Annotated in this window: 13 protein-coding genes; 7 read left to right on the forward strand and 6 right to left on the reverse strand. The window is 69.7% G+C overall.

Annotation, left to right across the window (positions count from 1 at the left end):
- Nucleotides 1-32: 32 nt before the first annotated feature.
- Nucleotides 33-1,058 carry a LacI family DNA-binding transcriptional regulator gene (locus Q9G87_RS20080; protein ID WP_305917928.1) on the reverse strand — a complete coding sequence of 342 codons (1,026 nt, stop codon included), beginning with the start codon at nucleotides 1,056-1,058 and terminating at the stop codon, nucleotides 33-35.
- The gene (locus Q9G87_RS20085; protein WP_305918145.1) at nucleotides 1,055-2,533 is read right to left on the reverse strand and encodes a glycoside hydrolase family 13 protein; all 1,479 of its coding nucleotides are present in this window, start codon (nucleotides 2,531-2,533) and stop codon (nucleotides 1,055-1,057) included. Before Q9G87_RS20085 ends, Q9G87_RS20080 begins: the two co-directional genes overlap by 4 nt.
- Before the next feature lie 229 nt (nucleotides 2,534-2,762).
- Here Q9G87_RS20085 and Q9G87_RS20090 point away from each other — a divergent pair, with 229 nt between their 5' ends.
- Entirely contained in the window at nucleotides 2,763-4,046 is a 1,284-nt protein-coding gene (locus tag Q9G87_RS20090) for an ABC transporter ATP-binding protein (RefSeq protein WP_305917929.1), read from the forward strand.
- Between the two features lie 101 nt (nucleotides 4,047-4,147).
- Here Q9G87_RS20090 and Q9G87_RS20095 read toward each other — a convergent pair whose 3' ends face one another.
- Nucleotides 4,148-4,303, reverse strand: a complete 156-nt coding sequence (locus tag Q9G87_RS20095) for a hypothetical protein (protein WP_305917930.1) — start codon at nucleotides 4,301-4,303, stop codon at nucleotides 4,148-4,150.
- Between the two features lie 1,660 nt (nucleotides 4,304-5,963).
- On the reverse strand, nucleotides 5,964-6,524 hold the full coding sequence (locus Q9G87_RS20100; RefSeq protein ID WP_305917931.1) for a TetR/AcrR family transcriptional regulator: 561 nt from the start codon (nucleotides 6,522-6,524) through the stop codon (nucleotides 5,964-5,966).
- Between the two features lie 54 nt (nucleotides 6,525-6,578).
- On the opposite strand from Q9G87_RS20100, the gene Q9G87_RS20105 reads away from it, so the two are divergent.
- Together Q9G87_RS20105 and Q9G87_RS20110 are read left to right on the forward strand one after the other, a co-directional pair.
- A complete protein-coding gene (locus Q9G87_RS20105) occupies nucleotides 6,579-9,692 on the forward strand; it encodes a bifunctional cytochrome P450/NADPH--P450 reductase (RefSeq protein WP_305917932.1) in 3,114 nt (1,037 codons plus the stop codon).
- A gap of 200 nt (nucleotides 9,693-9,892) precedes the next feature.
- A complete protein-coding gene (locus Q9G87_RS20110) occupies nucleotides 9,893-10,501 on the forward strand; it encodes an ACT domain-containing protein (RefSeq protein ID WP_305917933.1) in 609 nt (202 codons plus the stop codon).
- Here Q9G87_RS20110 and Q9G87_RS20115 read toward each other — a convergent pair.
- On the reverse strand, nucleotides 10,498-10,860 hold the full coding sequence (locus Q9G87_RS20115) for an ArsR/SmtB family transcription factor (protein ID WP_305917934.1): 363 nt from the start codon (nucleotides 10,858-10,860) through the stop codon (nucleotides 10,498-10,500). The genes Q9G87_RS20110 and Q9G87_RS20115 overlap by 4 nt on opposite strands.
- Nucleotides 10,861-10,904: 44 nt before the next feature.
- Between Q9G87_RS20115 and Q9G87_RS20120 the strand changes: the two genes are divergently transcribed.
- From Q9G87_RS20120 to Q9G87_RS20135, 4 genes are all read left to right on the forward strand, one after another.
- A complete protein-coding gene (locus Q9G87_RS20120) occupies nucleotides 10,905-11,138 on the forward strand; it encodes a hypothetical protein (RefSeq protein WP_305917935.1) in 234 nt (77 codons plus the stop codon).
- 5 nt (nucleotides 11,139-11,143) lie between these two features.
- Nucleotides 11,144-12,109 (forward strand): cation diffusion facilitator family transporter, encoded by a 966-nt coding sequence (locus Q9G87_RS20125; protein ID WP_305917936.1) that lies wholly within the window; start codon nucleotides 11,144-11,146, stop codon nucleotides 12,107-12,109.
- A gap of 111 nt (nucleotides 12,110-12,220) precedes the next feature.
- Nucleotides 12,221-13,528, forward strand: a complete 1,308-nt coding sequence (locus Q9G87_RS20130) for an acyltransferase family protein (RefSeq protein ID WP_305917937.1) — start codon at nucleotides 12,221-12,223, stop codon at nucleotides 13,526-13,528.
- A 425-nt stretch (nucleotides 13,529-13,953) separates the two neighbouring features.
- On the forward strand, nucleotides 13,954-15,144 hold the full coding sequence (locus Q9G87_RS20135; RefSeq protein ID WP_305917938.1) for a hypothetical protein: 1,191 nt from the start codon (nucleotides 13,954-13,956) through the stop codon (nucleotides 15,142-15,144).
- Nucleotides 15,145-15,362: 218 nt separating this feature from the next.
- Here Q9G87_RS20135 and Q9G87_RS20140 read toward each other — a convergent pair whose 3' ends face one another.
- Nucleotides 15,363-15,662, reverse strand: a complete 300-nt coding sequence (locus tag Q9G87_RS20140; protein WP_305917939.1) for a hypothetical protein — start codon at nucleotides 15,660-15,662, stop codon at nucleotides 15,363-15,365.
- Between the last annotated feature and the right edge of the window lie 5 nt (nucleotides 15,663-15,667).

Below are 15,667 nucleotides of genomic sequence, written 5' to 3' on the forward strand. Positions count from 1 at the left end.
CCCGTGAGGCGGGCTCGGTCGCCATACGCCGGTCACCGGTTGACCAGCGGACCGGAGCCGGTGGAGCCGCGGACCACCAGCTCCGGCTGGAAGATCAGCTCGACGTGCTTGGCGGGCGCGCCGTTGACCTCCTCGAGCAGCGTCTGCACGGCCGCCGAGGCCATGGCGCCGATCGGCTTGCGCACGGTGGTCAGCGGCGGGTCGGTGAACGCGATCAGCGGCGAGTCGTCGAACCCGACCACGGACACCTCCCCCGGCACCGACAGCCCCTTCTCCCTGCAGGCCCGGATCGCGCCGAGCGCCATCAGGTCGCTGGCGCACACGATGCCGGTGCAGCCGCGGGTGAGCAGCTGGGCGGCGGCCGCCTGCCCTCCCTCGACCGAGAACAGCGAGTGCGCGATCAGGTCGTCCACGTCGGCCGTGCCGAGCAGGTGCGCCATGACCTGCTTGAAGCCCTCGATCTTCCTGATCACCGGCACGAACCTGCGCGGCCCCAGCGCCAGCCCGATGCGCTCGTGACCGAGGTCGACGAGGTGCTGCACGGACAGCCGCACGGCCATGCGGTCGTCGGGCGAGATGAAGGGCGCGTCGATGTGCTCGCTGTAGCCGTCGACCAGCACGATCGGCAGCCCGCGGTCGACCAGGCGGGTGTAGCGGTCCATCCGCGCGGTCGTGTCGGCGTGCAGGCCCGACATGAAGACGATGCCGCTCACCCCGCGATCCACGAGCAGCTCGGTGAACTCGTCCTCGGGCGCGCCGCCGGGCAGCTGCGTGCACAACACGGGCGTGTAGCCGTGCTGGGTCAGCGCCTTCTCGATGGCCTGCGCGAACGCCGGGAAGATCGGATTGTCCAGCTCGGGCGTCACCAGGCCGACCAGTCCGTTGCTGCGCTGCCGCAGCCGGGGCGGGCGCTCGTAGCCCATGAGGTCGAGCGCGGTCATCACCGCCTGGCGGGTGCCCGCGGAGACCCCGGGTTTGCCGTTGAGCACCCGGCTGACCGTGGCCTCACTCACCCCGGCCTGGGCAGCGATGTCGGCAAGGCGAGCGTGACCATTCATAGGCCACACTTTACTTTCAACCAGACCGCCGAATCCGCTGCTCCAGGCTCATTCGAGGCCAGCAGCACCTCGCCGTCGAGACCGAAGTCCACGGGTGTCCCCGTGAGGTTGACGGCGCACACCAGATCGCCCCGGGAGAAGACCAGCGTGCCCTCGGGAGAGTCGTGCCAGGTCAGGTCCCCGTCGAAGGAACGCCGCAGCCGCAGCGCGGCCCGATAGAGCTCGAGCGTCGAGCCGGGGGCGCCCTCCTGGGCCTCCACGCTCAGCTCGGCCCACTCCGCCGGAATCGGCAGCCACGGGTTCGCCCACCCGGCCTCCGGGTCTCGGCGCGTCCAGGGCAGCGGCACCCGGCAGCCGTCGCGGCCGCTGTCGGGGTCGCGCAGCCGCTGCGGGTCGAGGCACACCTCGGGCGGCAGGTCGAGCACCTCGGGCAGGCCCAGCTCGTCGCCCTGGTAGACGTAGGCCGAGCCGGGCAGTGCGAGGGTCAGCAACGCGGCCGCGCGGGCCCTGTCCAGGCCGCCGTAGCGGGTGACGTGCCGCTTGACGTCGTGGTTGGACAACACCCAGGTGGTCGGCGCGCCCACGGACGCGGCGGTGGCCAGCGAGGAGTCGATCACCTCGCGCAGCTCGGCGGCGTCCCACGGCGCGAACAGGTAGTGGAAGTTGAACGCCTGGTGCAGCTCGTCCGGGCGGACGTACATGGCCAGCCGCTCGGGCGTGGGCGCCCACGCCTCGGCCACGCCGATCCGCTCGCCGGGATAGGAGTCGAGCACGCGGCGCCAGGCGCGGTGGATCTCGTGCACGCCGTCGTTATCGAAGAACGGCACGGGCTCCCTGCCGACCATCCTGGCCTGGTTTCCCTTGCCGATGTCGGGCAGGCCGGCCGGCTTGACCATGCCGTGCGCCACGTCAACCCGGAAGCCGTCCACGCCCAGGTCGAGCCAGAAACGCAGGATCGACTCGAACTCGCCGCGCACCTCGTGGTCGTCCCAGTTGAGGTCCGGCTGGGCGGGGTCGAACAGGTGGAGATACCACTGCCCGTCCTCCACCTGGGTCCAGGCCGGGCCGCCGAAGATCGACTCCCAGTCGTTCGGCCGGTCGCGGAAGATGTAGCGATCCCGCCGCTCGCCGCGCAACGCCTGCTGGAACCAGGGATGCGCGGCGGAGGTGTGGTTGGGGACGATGTCCACGATCACCCGCAGCCCCTGCTGGTGCGCCTCGTCGATGAGCGCCTTGGCGTCGGCCAGGGTGCCGAACAGGGGGTCGACGTCGCGGTAGTCGGACACGTCGTAGCCGAAGTCGGCCATCGGCGAGCGGTAGAAGGGCGTCAGCCAGACGGCGTCCACGCCCAGCCCGGCCAGGTACGGCAGGCGATCGCGAATGCCGATCAGGTCACCGACGCCGTCGCCGTCTCCGTCGGCGAAGCTACGCACGTAGACCTGGTAGATCACGGCGTTCCGCCACCACGCTGTCATGGTCACCCCCGAATGTTTCACCCATGAAAGCGGTTTCCGCAACTTTACGCAACTCCTTCCATCCACCCCCAATACGGAAATTTCGGTCTATGGACGGCCAAAACCCCTGTCCAATAAGCCCTAGAAGGAGATTCTTTATGTCAAGGGTGGACATGCGGCGTTAAGGCGCGATGTACTACCTCTTCAATCAGCCCCGTCACAGGTGACACGTGCGCAAGGTGTGGGCCCCATGAGCTCGGTCGTTCTCGACAAAGTGACCAAGGTGTACCCGGGCGACTACCTCGCAGTCGACCGGCTCAGCCTGCGTGCCGAGGATGGCGAGTTCCTCGTCCTCCTGGGCCCTTCAGGATGCGGCAAGTCCACGTTGCTCAGGATGATCGCGGGCTTGGAGGAGATCACCCAAGGCGAGCTCTGGCTGGACGGCCAGATGGCCAACCACCTGGCGCCACGCGACCGCGACGTCGCCATGGTGTTCCAGAACGGCGCCCTGTACCCGCACCGGACCGTGCGCGGGAACATCGCATTCCCCTTGGAGATCGCCAAGTCGGACCCGGCGATGGTGCGTGAGCGGGTCAAGGAACTGTCGAAGGCGTTGCACATCGACGAGACGCTGGACCGCCGCCCGGGCACACTCTCCGGCGGCCAGCGCCAGCGGGTCGCGATGGGCCGGGCGATCGTGCGCCAGCCCAAGCTGTTCCTCATGGACGAGCCGCTGTCGAACCTCGACGCCGGCATGCGCACCGAGTTGCGCATGGAGATCTCCGCGCTGGTCAGGTCGCTCGGCGTCACCACCATCTACGTGACGCACGACCAGGTGGAGGCGCTCACGCTGGCCGACAGGATCGCCATTTTGAATCGCGGCGTCTTGCAGGACGTGGGCACTCCGGCCCAAATTTACAACGATCCAGCCACGGCATTCGTGGCGGCGTTCCTCAACTCGCAGCAGTTGAACCTGTTAGCGGCCGCGGTCAGGACGCCGCAGAACCAGTACGTCCTGCTCGACTTCGGCCCACACCGGCTGACGATCCCGTGGAGCGATCCGCGGGCGTACGCCATCTCGCAGCACACGGGCGGCCACGTGCTGGTGGGGCTGCGGCCCGACGGGCTGGCGCCGGTGCCGGAGACGTACGAGGGGCCGGCGTTCTTCGGGCGGGTGCGGGCACTGGAGTACCACGGGCACGAGTGGCTGGCGTATCTGGAGTGCGGCATGCCCGCCGTCCCGGTGCCCGAGCCGCCGGATCCGAGAGTGCGGGTCAACGGCGTCAAGAACGGCTCGGGCAAGCTATCGGGGCTGATGCGGCGGATGTTCTCGCCTCCGAAGGAGGAGCCTCAGGAGCAGGAGCGGGTGGGCCAGAACCCGAACAGCGGCATCCACCGCCGCTCTGACCTGATCGTCCGCCTGGGCAACCGGCCGGTCTGGCGGGCCGGCGACGCCTCCAAGGTCGCCGTCGACCTCTCTCGCATCATGATCTTCACGCCGGACGGCGCCCGCATCGACCCACCACGCCGCTAACGCCGCCGGGGCGGGCGAGCCAGGCCGGGTCGAAGGAGACGGGGATGCCTGCTGCAGCGTATTTGGGCGGCTTGATCACGTAATCGTGGTGTCGGTTGAGCTTACAACCCGTCTTCTCCGACGATGAGGTTGCCTTTCTCGATCACCTCGAAATCAACCCGTGCCGCGTCCAGGATGCGCACCAACCGCCCAGCGCAGAGCGCGTGATCGCATGCGGGCATGGGACTCAGGACGATACTCCCGTCGATCAACTCCATCCGCTCCCCGTCTCGGGCAGCTTGAGCCGGTCATCGACGGTGGAGCTTGTCATCGGCGGACAGCACGGCGAAATGCCTGACAGGCCGTGGTGGCGGATGGGCAACCAACCACCCACTGTCCGGCAAAGCGGTCATCCGACCTCCTCCACGGGTACTTCAGCCTAGTCCGGACACGAAACGCCCCGCCTAGCGGGACGGGCACGGGTCCAGCGGCGTGCCCGCAGGCGAGGACGAAGATGCGGGGTGCGGTCTCACGACCGGTTTCTCCGCTTGCGCGGGTGACGCCCGCCCCGCCAGGTGAGGAGTGATGGGTCTCCCCTCGACCATGTTGGGCACTCCGCTGCCCGAAGCCTCCGCGCCCCGTTTCGTCCCTGCTACGGGGGTTGTCTGCTGGCACGGATTCCAGGGTCCGCCGAAAGAGAGACAGAACCGATCACTGGACGGACTCCGCGGACACTCAAGTTGAGGACGAACGCGTCATTCAGGATGAGGGAGTGATTGAGAAGCTCCCGGCAGCATGAGGCTGACGGGATCTTGGTGTGCGGGTTGGCGGCTTGATACGCGGCTTGGCGAAGGATGAGGTGATGGTGTGTGATGATGACCGCGAGTGTCACCTGGCCGCCGGTTGGGTTGCGGTCGTTGCGGCGGGTGCGACGCTGATCATTCCGCACGTATTTCGTGAGGCTGTCACCGACATATCAAGTGGCCGACAACGGGTTTCGAGCCTCCATTCGGCATTTTCATCCAGAGGTAACCTGCTTCAACTCGAACACTGGAACCTCCACGTTGAAGGCAGTCGGGTGATGGGCTTTCAATCGTCTTCCCGTCTTGCCGCGTCCACGTGGTTTGAGGAAGCAAGAGAGCCATTGTTCCATCATCGGCTTGAAAGCCCCCAGTTCCATCTTCTAGGAGCGTGGCCGTGCCGTACGAGTAGGTCAGGGGCTTGCTTCCCACGGGCAGCTGGTAGGCCACGTAGCCGCCGAGGAGCGCGGCCAGGACAACGATCAGCAAGAGAGCCAAGGGATGAAGTCTGACGCTTCGCCTTGAAGCGTGGAATTCAGGGCCGGATGATGACATGTCCGGACCTTACAACACAGATCATTACCCGTTAGCACACCTTCTGAGATCTCTCATTCCGTTGCGATGACCTCGTTGACGGCGGTGCGGGTGGCGGATTCGCCGACGATGGTCTTGTCGGCGGCGAAGGTGGCCAGCAGGGAGTGGAGCGCGAGGTTATTGACGGCGGGGTGACAGCCGCGGCTGGTGGTGTGGATCAGTGAGGCGGCGTTCCCGATGACGGGCCTGTCGCGGCCTACTCGGTGGTCACGGAGTGACAGTGGTCGTGTCGTTCGCCGTCTACGGCCGGCTGTGGACGCAGGACGCCACCAACCCGGGCATCGTCCAGCGGATCCTCATCGTGATCGGCTGAATCTTCCTCACCCTCCTCACCGTTCACCTCCTGCGGCGGCAAGGACCTTCCCCCGACGGTGTCGATCCGGGGCCCGCCTGATCGACGCCCTGGTGACAGGCCACGACAGGAGGGCGTGGATCGCGTGCTGACGGACTACTGCCTGGCGGAGGGCGAAAGCGGCCGCTGGGGCGCGTTCGTCTTCTTCAACGAGCTCGACGGCACCGCGTGGATCGTGTGGTGGCCGGGTGACTAATCGGGTCTTGCCAGGCCGCGCACGATCACGTTGATGGCCGTGTCGAAGGTGCGGTCGATCTCCTCGGGATCGTCGGCCATGTGCCCGTGGGTCTCGAAGATCACGAAGCCGGAGACGAACGCGTGCAGCACGTCCCCCGTCCTGATCAGCTCCTCTTCCGGGACCCCGGCCAGCCGCAGGATCCGGTAGAGCACCTCCCACAGCGCGATCCGCCGGTCAGAGACGACCTCCGGATGGTTGTGGACGTAGGTCCACAGGGCGGGATGCTCCAGCGCGTGCCGGTGATAGGCGAGGGCCAGCGCCCTGAGCTGATGCTGCCAAGACGCGCCGTCGTCCGGCGGCAGGTGCATGCGCTGCGCGGCCCCCTGGCAGACCAGCCCGAGCAGCGCCTCCTTGCTCTCGACGTGGTGATAGAGCGACATCGGGTTGACGTCCAGCTCCGCCGCCAGCTTGCGCATGGACAGACCCTCCACGCCCCCCTCGTCCATCAGACGCAGAGCCGTGGAGCTGATCTCTTGAAGCGTCAGGGGCTCACCCCTGCGCGCACTCACTGCCATACACCGTATGGTAGCGTCAGCCATACGGTGTATGGCTACTCCAAGGGAGCACTCATGTCGCGCATCCCCGCCCCACAGGGCCTGCCCATCCTGGGCAACACGCTGCAGATTCCCTCACACGCGCCGATCGAGCACTTCGTCCAGGTGGCCTCCCGATACCAGGAGGAGGGCATCTTCCGGCTCGAGGTCGCCGGGCGCACGATCGTGCTCGTCTTCGACCCCGACCTGGTCGCGGAGGCGTGCGACGAGAGCCGGTTCGTCAAGCGCATCAAGCCGCCGCTGTCGATCGTGCGCGACTTCGGCGGCGACGGGCTCTTCACGGCCGACCATGACGAGCCTGTGTGGGGGCACGCGCACCGCATCCTGATGCCCGCCTTCAGCCAGCGCTCGATGAAGGCGTACTATCCCCAGTTCCTGGAGGTCGCCGAGCAGCTTGTCGCGTCGTGGGCAGGTCGCCAGGGGGAGGACCTGCCGGTCGCCGACGACATGACCAGGCTCACGCTCGACACGATCTCGCTGACCGGGTTCGGCTACCGGTTCAACTCCTTCGACTCACCCGAGCTGCACCCGTTCCTGCAGGCCATGGGCGGTGCGCTGACCGCGGCCATGCTGCGCAACCAGCAGCTGCCGTTCGTCACCAAGCTCAAGCGCAAGCAGGAGGAGAGCTACCGGCGCGACATCGCCACCATGCAGGAGCTCGTCGACGAGGTGATCAAGCAACGGCGCGCCGAGGGCGCCACCGGCTCCAAGGACCTCCCGGGCCTGATGCTGGAGGCCTCCGACCCGCAGAGCGGCGCGCGGTTGTCCGACGAGAACATCCGCAACCAGGTCCTCACCTTCCTCATCGCCGGGCACGAGACCACCAGCGGCCTGCTGTCCTTCGCCCTGTACAACCTGCTGCGCGAGCCCCACACGCTGGCCCGCGCCTATGAGGAGGTGGACAGGCTGCTGCCGGGCGACGAGCCGCCTTCGTACGAGACCGTGATGAAGCTCGACGTCATCGCGCGCATCCTGGAGGAGACGCTGCGGGTCTGGTCGCCGATCCCGGCGTTCAACGTCAGCGCGGTCGAGGACACCACGCTCGGCGGCTACCCCATCCCCAAGGACCAGGGGGTCGTCGTGCTGCTGCCGGTGCTGCACCGCCACCCCAGGGTGTGGGAGCGGCCCGGCGAGTTCGACATCGACCGCTGGCTGCCGGAGAACAAGCAGCACCACCACCCGGCCGCGTACAAGCCGTTCGGCAACGGCGAGCGGGCCTGCATCGGCCGCCAGTTCGCGCTCACCGAGGCCAGGCTGGCGCTGGCGATGATCCTGCGCCGCTTCGCGCTGTCCGACCCGGACGCCTACCGCATGAAGATCAAGCAGACGCTCACGCTCAAGCCGGACGGATTCACGCTCAGGGTGCGCGAGCGCCGCGCCCACGAGCGGGCCGCCGTCGTCCAGGAGGCCACGCAGGAGGCCCAGGAGCAGGAGATCGCCGTCACCGGCGTGCCGCTCACCGTCGCGTACGGCTCCAACCTCGGCACCAGCGCCGACATCTCCGAGCGGCTGGCCGAGCGGGCCGGGCGGGCCGGGTTCGCCACCACGCTGACCACGCTCGACGAGCTGGTCCCGCCGGACGAGGGCCTGCTGGTGGTGGTGGCCTCCTCCTACAACGGCAAGGCCCCCGACAACGCCCAGCGCTTCGACGCCCTGGACGCGCTGCCCGACCTGTCCGGCGTCCGGCTCGCGATGCTGGGCTGCGGGAACACGCAGTGGCCCACGTATCAGGCGTTCCCGCGGCGCGCGTACGAGAAGCTGACGGCCGCCGGGGCGCAGCCGCTGATCGAGCGGGGCGAGGCCGACGCCGACGGCGACTTCGACGGCGACGTGTCGGCGTGGACGGCCAGGCTGTGGGCGGCGCTGGCCGAGGAGTACAGCGCCGGCGCCGAGTCGGCGGGGCCGCGCTACGCGATGGAGGTGCTCACCGAGGCCGAGGTCCGGCCGGCCGTCGTCTCCGAGCGGGCCTTCCCGCTGACCGTCGTCTCGAACGAGGAGCTGACCGGCGACCCGGCCGGCCTCTGGGACTTCTCGCTCGAGGCGCCGCGGCCCGGGGTGCGCTCCCTCGTGGCCAGGCTGCCCGAGGGTGTCACGTACGCGGCCGGCGACCACGTGGCCGTCTTCGCCAAGAACGACCCCGAGCTGGTCGAATGGGCGCTGCGTTGCCTGCGGGTCCCCAGGGAGCAGGTCGTGCGGCTGCGTGCCGCCGGAGCCACGCACCTGCCGGTGGACACGCCGGTGACGGCCGGACTGCTGCTGACCGAGTTCGCCGAGCTGCAGGAGGTGGCCACGCGGGGCGACCTGGAGGCGCTGGCCGCGCACACCGCCTGCCCGTGGACGCGCGGTCAGCTGGCCGAGCTGACCGCGACCTACGCCGATGAGATCCTCGCCAAGCGGGTCTCCCCGCTGGCGCTGCTGGAGCGTTTCCCCGCGATCGAGCTGCCGCTGCCGGTGTTCCTGGAGATGGCCGGGCCGATCAAGCCGCGCTACTACTCCGTTTCGTCGTCGCCGCTGGCCGACCCGTCGCTGGTGCGGCTCACGGTCGGGCTCGTCGAGGGTCCCGCCTGGTCCGGCGCCGGCACGTACCAGGGCATGTGCTCGGCCTACCTCGCCGGCCTGAAGGAAGGCGAGGTCTTCTACGGCTACGTCCGCGTGCCTGCCCCGCCGTTCCGGCTTCCCGGCGACCCCGCCACGCCCGTGATCCTCGTCGGCCCCGGCACGGGGTTCGCGCCGCTGCGCGGCTTCCTTGAAGAACGCGCGCTGGCGGGTGCCACCGGGCGGGCGGAGGTGTTCGCCGGGTGCCGTCACCCCGAGCATGACCTGCTGTATGGGGACGAGCTCTCGGCCTGGGCGGAGCGGGACGAGGTGCGGGTGCACACCGCGTTCTCGGCCGTTCCTGGGCATCAGTATCGGTTCGTCCAGGACGCTGTCGCCGCGCATGCCGATGAGCTGTGGGAGCTGCTGGAGCAGGGCGCTCACGTGTACGTCTGCGGCGACGGCCTGCGCATGGCGCCCGCCGTGCGGCAGGCCCTGCTGGACATCTACGGGGCGCGGATGGGGGAGGACGGCGCGGCGTGGCTGGCCGGCCTGGAAGCGGCCGGCCGCTATCAGCAGGACGTGTTCGCCTGACCCCGGTATGGTTGCCCGCCGGTGCCGGGCGATCCTACCGTGACCTGGGGAAAGTCGTGGCGCTCAGTTGGTAGAGCATTCTCGACAATCCGGACTTAACCCTTCATCCTGGGATATAACCGCAGCATGCGCGACATATCCGTGGAACAAACTCGAAACCTTTCCACGGCACTGTGAGAGCCTCTGGAAAGGGGGCGGCAATGCTGCTGCGACTGAGGGTGTCGCTGCCGGATCGGCCAGGCGGGCTGGGGCAGGTGGCCAAGGCGCTGGGCACACTCGGTGCCGACATCCTGCAGGTCACTGTGCTGGAACGCGAGGCGGGACGTGCCGTGGATGACTTCACCGTCTCCTGGCCCGGTCCGGTGACCGCGTCGGAGGCGCGCGAGCGGCTGTCGGCCGTGCCCGGCGTACGGGTTGAGGGGGTCTGGGCGACCAAGGAGGTGCCGGGCTCGGCGTTGGACTACGACCTGCTCATGCATGTCGTGGCCGAGCCGGGCCGGGGCTTCGCCACGCTGGTGGACGCGCTGCCGGGGCTGTGCGGGGCGGAGTGGTCGCTCGCGGTGGCCGACGGCGCCGTACAGCATGCCTCGCTGGCGGCTCCCGCCGAGTTCGACCTGCCGGAGCCGCCGCCGCGGGCCGTCTCGCTGGCCGCCCGCGAGCTGCGGCTGATGCTGCTGCCGGTGGTGGCGCATGGCATGCACGTGGTCGTGGCCCGCGCCGAGGGCCCGGTGTTCCATCGCGCGGAGTTGGAACGTGCCGCCCGCATCGTGGACGTGGTCGCCAAGCTGGCCGCCCGCGCGACGGCTTAATCATGGCGGGGGAGTCCCGAGACCTCGTGGTCGGCGTGGAACAGGGCCTCCGCGATGAGGGCTCGCACGTGGGAGTCCCGGGCCCGGTAGAGCACCCGGCGGCCGTCTCGCCGGGTGTCCACCAGGCCGGCCAGTCGGAGCTTGGCCAGGTGCTGGGACACCGATGGGCGGGGCGCGCCGATGGATTGGGCAAGTGAGTTCACATCCTGCTCGCCGGATGACAACAGCCACATCAGCCTGAGCCGTGTCGCGTCGCTGAGCATGCGGAAGGCGTCAACGGCCGCGTTCACCTGGGCGAGGGTGGGTTGTTCTTGCTCCTGCGACTGGTTGGCACCTGAGGTGTTGTCGCGTGCGTACATGACTACATATCCTGGTCAAAAGGGATGAAGTGCGCAAGTGAGGGATGCCATGGCTGATCAGCGGGATTCCGGCTCGACACCGCAGGACGCTCATCCGGACGGGCAGGCGCATGGCCATGGACACGGCCATGGACACGGGCATGGCCATGAGCATGGGCATGGGCACGGTGGTGGGCAGGCTCAAGCGCACGGGCACGGGGATGGGCGCGAAGGCGGCCATGGGCACGGGCACGCGAGCGGGGAGACGTTCGGGCGGCGTGGGCCGAAGGCGGCGCTGAGCTGGATGGCGCACGCCATCGCGCCGCACAGCCATGACAGCGCCGACAAGACGGACGCCGCGCTGGAGTCCAGCAGCCGCGGCATGCGCGTGCTCGCCATCTCGTTCGCGGTGTTGATGGCCACCGCCGCCGTCCAAGCCGTGATCGTCCTGGCGTCCGGCTCGGTCGCGCTCCTCGGCGACACCCTGCACAATTTCGCCGACGCGCTCACGGCCGTGCCGCTGGCCATCGCGTTCTCGGTGGGCCGCCGCGCGGCCACCCGCCGCTTCACCTACGGGTACGGCCGCGCGGAGGATCTCGCGGGCATCGTCATCGTCATGCTCATCGCCGCCTCGGCGGGCTTGGCCGGGTACGAGGCGATCAAGCGGCTGCTCGATCCCCAGGACATCCAGGCGCTCTGGTGGGTGGCCGGCGCGGGCGTGGTGGGGTTCCTCGGCAACGAGTGGGTGGCCAGATACCGCATCAAGGTGGGGCGGGAGATCGGCTCGGCCGCGCTGGTCGCCGACGGTCTGCACGCCAGGACCGACGGCTTCACCTCGCTCGCGGTCCTCCTGGGGGCGGGCGGCGCCGGGCTCGGGTTCCCCATCGCCGACCCGATCGTGGGCCTGCTGATCACCGGCGCCATCTGCTTCGTCCTGCGCGACGCCGCCCGCGAGATCTACCACCGGCTCATGGACGCCGTGGACCCCGCGCTCGTGGACGCCGCCGAACGCATCATCGCCGGGGTGAAGGGCGTCCAGCGGGTCGGCTCGATCAGGCTGCGCTGGATCGGGCACGCGCTCCACGCCGAGGTGGAGATCCTCGTGGATCACGACATGTCGGTTGTAGACGCCCACGCGGTGGCGGTCGAGGCCGAGCACCACCTGATCCACGAGCTGCCCCGCCTGCGAGCCGCCACCGTCCACACCGACCCCTACGGCCCGGCCGGCACCGACCACCACGCCACCCTCTCCACCCACCGCACCACCTGATCCCGGCGTGGTGCCGACGTGGGCGGCGACGTGCGGCGCCCAGATGCGCAGACGACATGGTTGTCGCCGGAGCGCAGCATCACCGGGGTCGGTGCCGGTATGTTGAGGCGGGTGTCCGCCACCCCCGCCCAGCGCTCCTCATCGTCGTCCAGCACCAGGCTGGCCTGGCTTGACGCCTTGCGTGGCATCGGCGCGCTCGCCGTCGTGGCCGAGCATCTGCTCCCGTGGTTCCTCCCGGCCCTCAGGCCGTACTGGTTCAACCTGGGCGTTTACGGCATCCTGGTGTTCTTCCTGGTCAGCGGCTACATCATCCCCACATCGCTGGAGCGGCACGGCGACGTACGCGCCTTCTGGATCAGCCGGATCTTCCGCCTCTACCCGCTCTATCTGAGCGTGATCGCGCTGGTGCTGGCCCTGGCCTGGTGGGTGCCGGTGCGCGGGGAGGTGCCGCGCGACGGGAGCGCGGTGGCGGCGCACGCGACCATGCTGCTCGACGTCGTGAGCGTGGGCGGCGTGGCCGACACGATGTGGACGCTCTCATACGAGATGGTGTTCTATCTGCTGGTCACCGCGCTGTTCCTGGCGGGCGCGCATCACCGCAGCGGGCAGCTGTCCATGGCGTTCGCGGCCGGGGCCGTGGTCGTGGGGTTGGTGGCGTCGGGTGCGGTGCTCGTGGGCGGCTGGCCCGCGTACGTGTCGGCAGGGGTGTTCGCGGCCGGGCTGGCCTGTGTGATGTGGGGCCGGGCGCGTACGGTCGCCGCCTGCGTGCTGGGCCTGATGGCGCTGGCGGCGCTGCTGCTGAGCAGCCGGGTGCCGTGGCTGGGGACGGCGGTGCTGGCGGTCATGTTCGCGGGCACGGCCATCCACCGCTGGGAACGCGGCACGGGCGGGCTGTGGCCGGTGGCGGTCACGACGGCGCTGGTGGCGATCGCGCCCTTGTGGGCCATCGAGAGCGGCTGGTGGTGGGTCCAGGCGGACGTGTGGCTCACCACGATCGCGCTGGCCGGGGCAACGTTCGCGGGCATGATGGCGCTGCGCGGGCGGCGGCCGCCCAGGATGCTCGTCTGGCTCGGCCTGGTCAGCTACTCGCTCTACCTGGTGCACCATCCGCTGCTGAAGTACTTCGTGGAGATCACCGGCGACCTGCGGCAGGCGGATCCGCCGTACCAGCTGAGCATGGCGGCGCTGGCCCTGGCGGTGGTGCTGGGCGTGAGCGCGCTGGCCTACCGCTTCGTCGAGCGGCCAGGGCAGGCGCTGGGCCGGCGCCTGTCAGGCCGGGACGCCCGCGGGCTCGAGCGCCGCGCCGATCTCGGGGTGGCGGGACAGGACCCGGGCCACGACGGGGTCCTCGGCCATGAGGAAGGCGAGGTGCCTGACGGCGTGCGCGACCACATTGGCCAGGGCGACGTGGTGAGGTGACGGCGTGGCGGGCGCCTGGCCGCGGGCGATCTCCAGCACGGGCACCTCGATCGCGGGCAACCAGGGCGACGGATCGGGGCAGACGGCGTAGGTGAGCACGATCTGGCCGCCCGGCTCGTACCGCCAGCTGGTGGAATGCAGCACGATGCCCGGATCGGCGGCCGTCACGCCGCTGAGCCGCCGCGCAGCCTCGTCCGGGCTCTCGCCGCGTCCTGGTCTGGTCATGGCACGCCGGTACGACCAGCGATTGTCGGTGCCCGCCCGTAGCATGAGCGTCTCAACCGAGACCACGTGTCTCCCCGTCACTGCCAACAACTTACTGCAATGCCTATGCAACTGCGTCTGTAACGCATGTGTCTCCTGGTCTTGAACAGCGCGGAGAGCCCCGCTGTAGTCGATGGCGTGCGAGAGAGAGGCCGACAGTCATGCCGGGTCTGCTGGTGCTGATGGGGTCGGGCGAGACGAGCCCGACCATGGTCGAGATCCACCGCGCCGCGGCGCGGACCCTGCGCGCCGGAGCGCGGGCCGTGCTGCTCGACACTCCTTACGCCTTCCAGGAAAACCGTGCCGACATCTCCGCCCGCGCCTGCCGATACTTCGCCCGCAGCGTCGGCCTGGAGGTCGAGGTGGCCTCCGGGATCACCGGCGCCGACTGGGTGTTCTCCGGCCCGGGCAGCCCCACCTACGCGCTGGACCGGTGGGCCGACTCCGGGGTCGCCGGCGACCTGCGGGCCCGCGTGCGCGCACGTCAGGGCGTGACCGTGCTGGCCTCGGCGGCGGCGTGCACGGCGGGGCTGGCCACCGTGCCGGTCTACGAGATCTACAAGGTGGGGGCGGAGCCTCATTGGCGCGAGGGTATCGGCCTGCTGGAGCCGCTGGGGCTGCAGGCCGTGCTGATCCCCCACTTCGACAACGCCGAGGGCGGCACTCATGACACCCGCTACTGCTACCTGGGCGAGCGCCGGCTGTCCCGCCTGGAGCGCGAGTTGCCGGCCGGCACCGCGGTCCTGGGGCTCGACGAGCACACGGCGGTCGTCATCGACCTGGACGGCGAGACGGTCCAGGTGGCCGGCCGCGGCGGGCTGACCGTCCGGCGGCCGGGCTCGGTGGTGGTGTTGCCGGCGGGGACCCGTACCGACCTCGCCGAGATCCGCCGCCTGGCCGAGGGGGGCGCGGGGACGGCCTCCGCGCCGCCGCCGGTTGACGAGGAGGTCACACCTGCCGAGATCACGCTGGAGGAGACGATCCGGTCCTGCGAGGAGCGGTTCAAGGCGGCCGCGGCCGAGCCGGACATGGTCGCGGCCGCGCAGACCGTGCTCGATCTCGAGGCCGAGCTCGTCAAGTGGGCGGCCGACACCGAAGAGGACGCGGGCGGGGTGGATCAGGCCAGAGAGCTGATGCGGCTGCTCATCGGCCGGCTCGGCGAGCTCGCCTCGAGGACCGATCAGCGTGCGGCGGGTCTCCGGTCCCTGGTGGAGCCGCTGGTCTCACTGCGCGCGGAGTTGCGGGAGGCGGGACGCTACGACGTGGCGGACGCGCTGAGGGCGGCGATGCACGCGGGCGGCGTCGTCGTGGAGGACACCCCGGACGGCCCCCGATGGACTACTGCGCTGTGAGGCGCTGCCCATCCGGAGCGGCGGAAGGGATTGGTCAGGCGCGGATCATGGAACCCGCTGACGGCTCCGGCGAAAGCACGGTAACGTGGCGCCATCGCTTGCTGTGCTCGTGGCGCTGCACCAAGTCACGAGGAAGGCGATGAGGCGGTCCGTGTCACAGGTGGACGAAGAAGCCGGGCACCGCGCCGAACGCGCGCGCTAGGACGGCCCGCCGCCGCTCAGGCCGACGCCTCCCAGACGGCTTCGAAGGAGGACTCGGGGATCTCCGTCAGCTCCCAGATCTCCAGCGGCTGATCCGTGAGAAACCCCCGCTCGTCCTGCAGATGGCCCCACCAGTAGCGGCGGGCGAGGCGATCGGCGCCGACCTCGACCTGCCGGACCGCCCAGTGTTCGCCGTCGCCCTCGACGCTTTCGAAGAGCCAGGCGCGGCCGTCCTCGTCGGCCATGTGCCAGTAGTGGCGGGGGGTGTCGGACTCGGCGAGCTGCCTGACCAGTGGTTGCCGGAGATCGTGGTGCATGGGCC

The organism is Nonomuraea turcica (assembly GCF_030718205.1).
Lineage (GTDB): Bacteria > Actinomycetota > Actinomycetes > Streptosporangiales > Streptosporangiaceae > Nonomuraea.

Excerpts from the sequence above, each read along its gene's own strand:
- Q9G87_RS20105 (WP_305917932.1), top strand. The coding sequence starts at position 6,579 with ATGTCGCGCATCCCCGCCCCACAGGGCCTGCCCATCCTGGGCAACACG.
- Q9G87_RS20080 (WP_305917928.1), bottom strand. The coding sequence starts at position 1,058 with ATGAATGGTCACGCTCGCCTTGCCGACATCGCTGCCCAGGCCGGGGTG.
- Q9G87_RS20135 (WP_305917938.1), top strand. The coding sequence starts at position 13,954 with ATGCCGGGTCTGCTGGTGCTGATGGGGTCGGGCGAGACGAGCCCGACC.
- Q9G87_RS20100 (WP_305917931.1), bottom strand. The coding sequence starts at position 6,524 with ATGGCAGTGAGTGCGCGCAGGGGTGAGCCCCTGACGCTTCAAGAGATC.
- Q9G87_RS20110 (WP_305917933.1), top strand. The coding sequence starts at position 9,893 with ATGCTGCTGCGACTGAGGGTGTCGCTGCCGGATCGGCCAGGCGGGCTG.
- Q9G87_RS20140 (WP_305917939.1), bottom strand. The coding sequence starts at position 15,662 with ATGCACCACGATCTCCGGCAACCACTGGTCAGGCAGCTCGCCGAGTCC.
- Q9G87_RS20120 (WP_305917935.1), top strand. The coding sequence starts at position 10,905 with ATGCCATGGCTGATCAGCGGGATTCCGGCTCGACACCGCAGGACGCTC.
- Q9G87_RS20090 (WP_305917929.1), top strand. The coding sequence starts at position 2,763 with ATGAGCTCGGTCGTTCTCGACAAAGTGACCAAGGTGTACCCGGGCGAC.
- Q9G87_RS20095 (WP_305917930.1), bottom strand. The coding sequence starts at position 4,303 with ATGGAGTTGATCGACGGGAGTATCGTCCTGAGTCCCATGCCCGCATGC.
- Q9G87_RS20115 (WP_305917934.1), bottom strand. The coding sequence starts at position 10,860 with ATGTACGCACGCGACAACACCTCAGGTGCCAACCAGTCGCAGGAGCAA.
- Q9G87_RS20125 (WP_305917936.1), top strand. The coding sequence starts at position 11,144 with ATGGCGCACGCCATCGCGCCGCACAGCCATGACAGCGCCGACAAGACG.
- Q9G87_RS20085 (WP_305918145.1), bottom strand. The coding sequence starts at position 2,533 with ATGACAGCGTGGTGGCGGAACGCCGTGATCTACCAGGTCTACGTGCGT.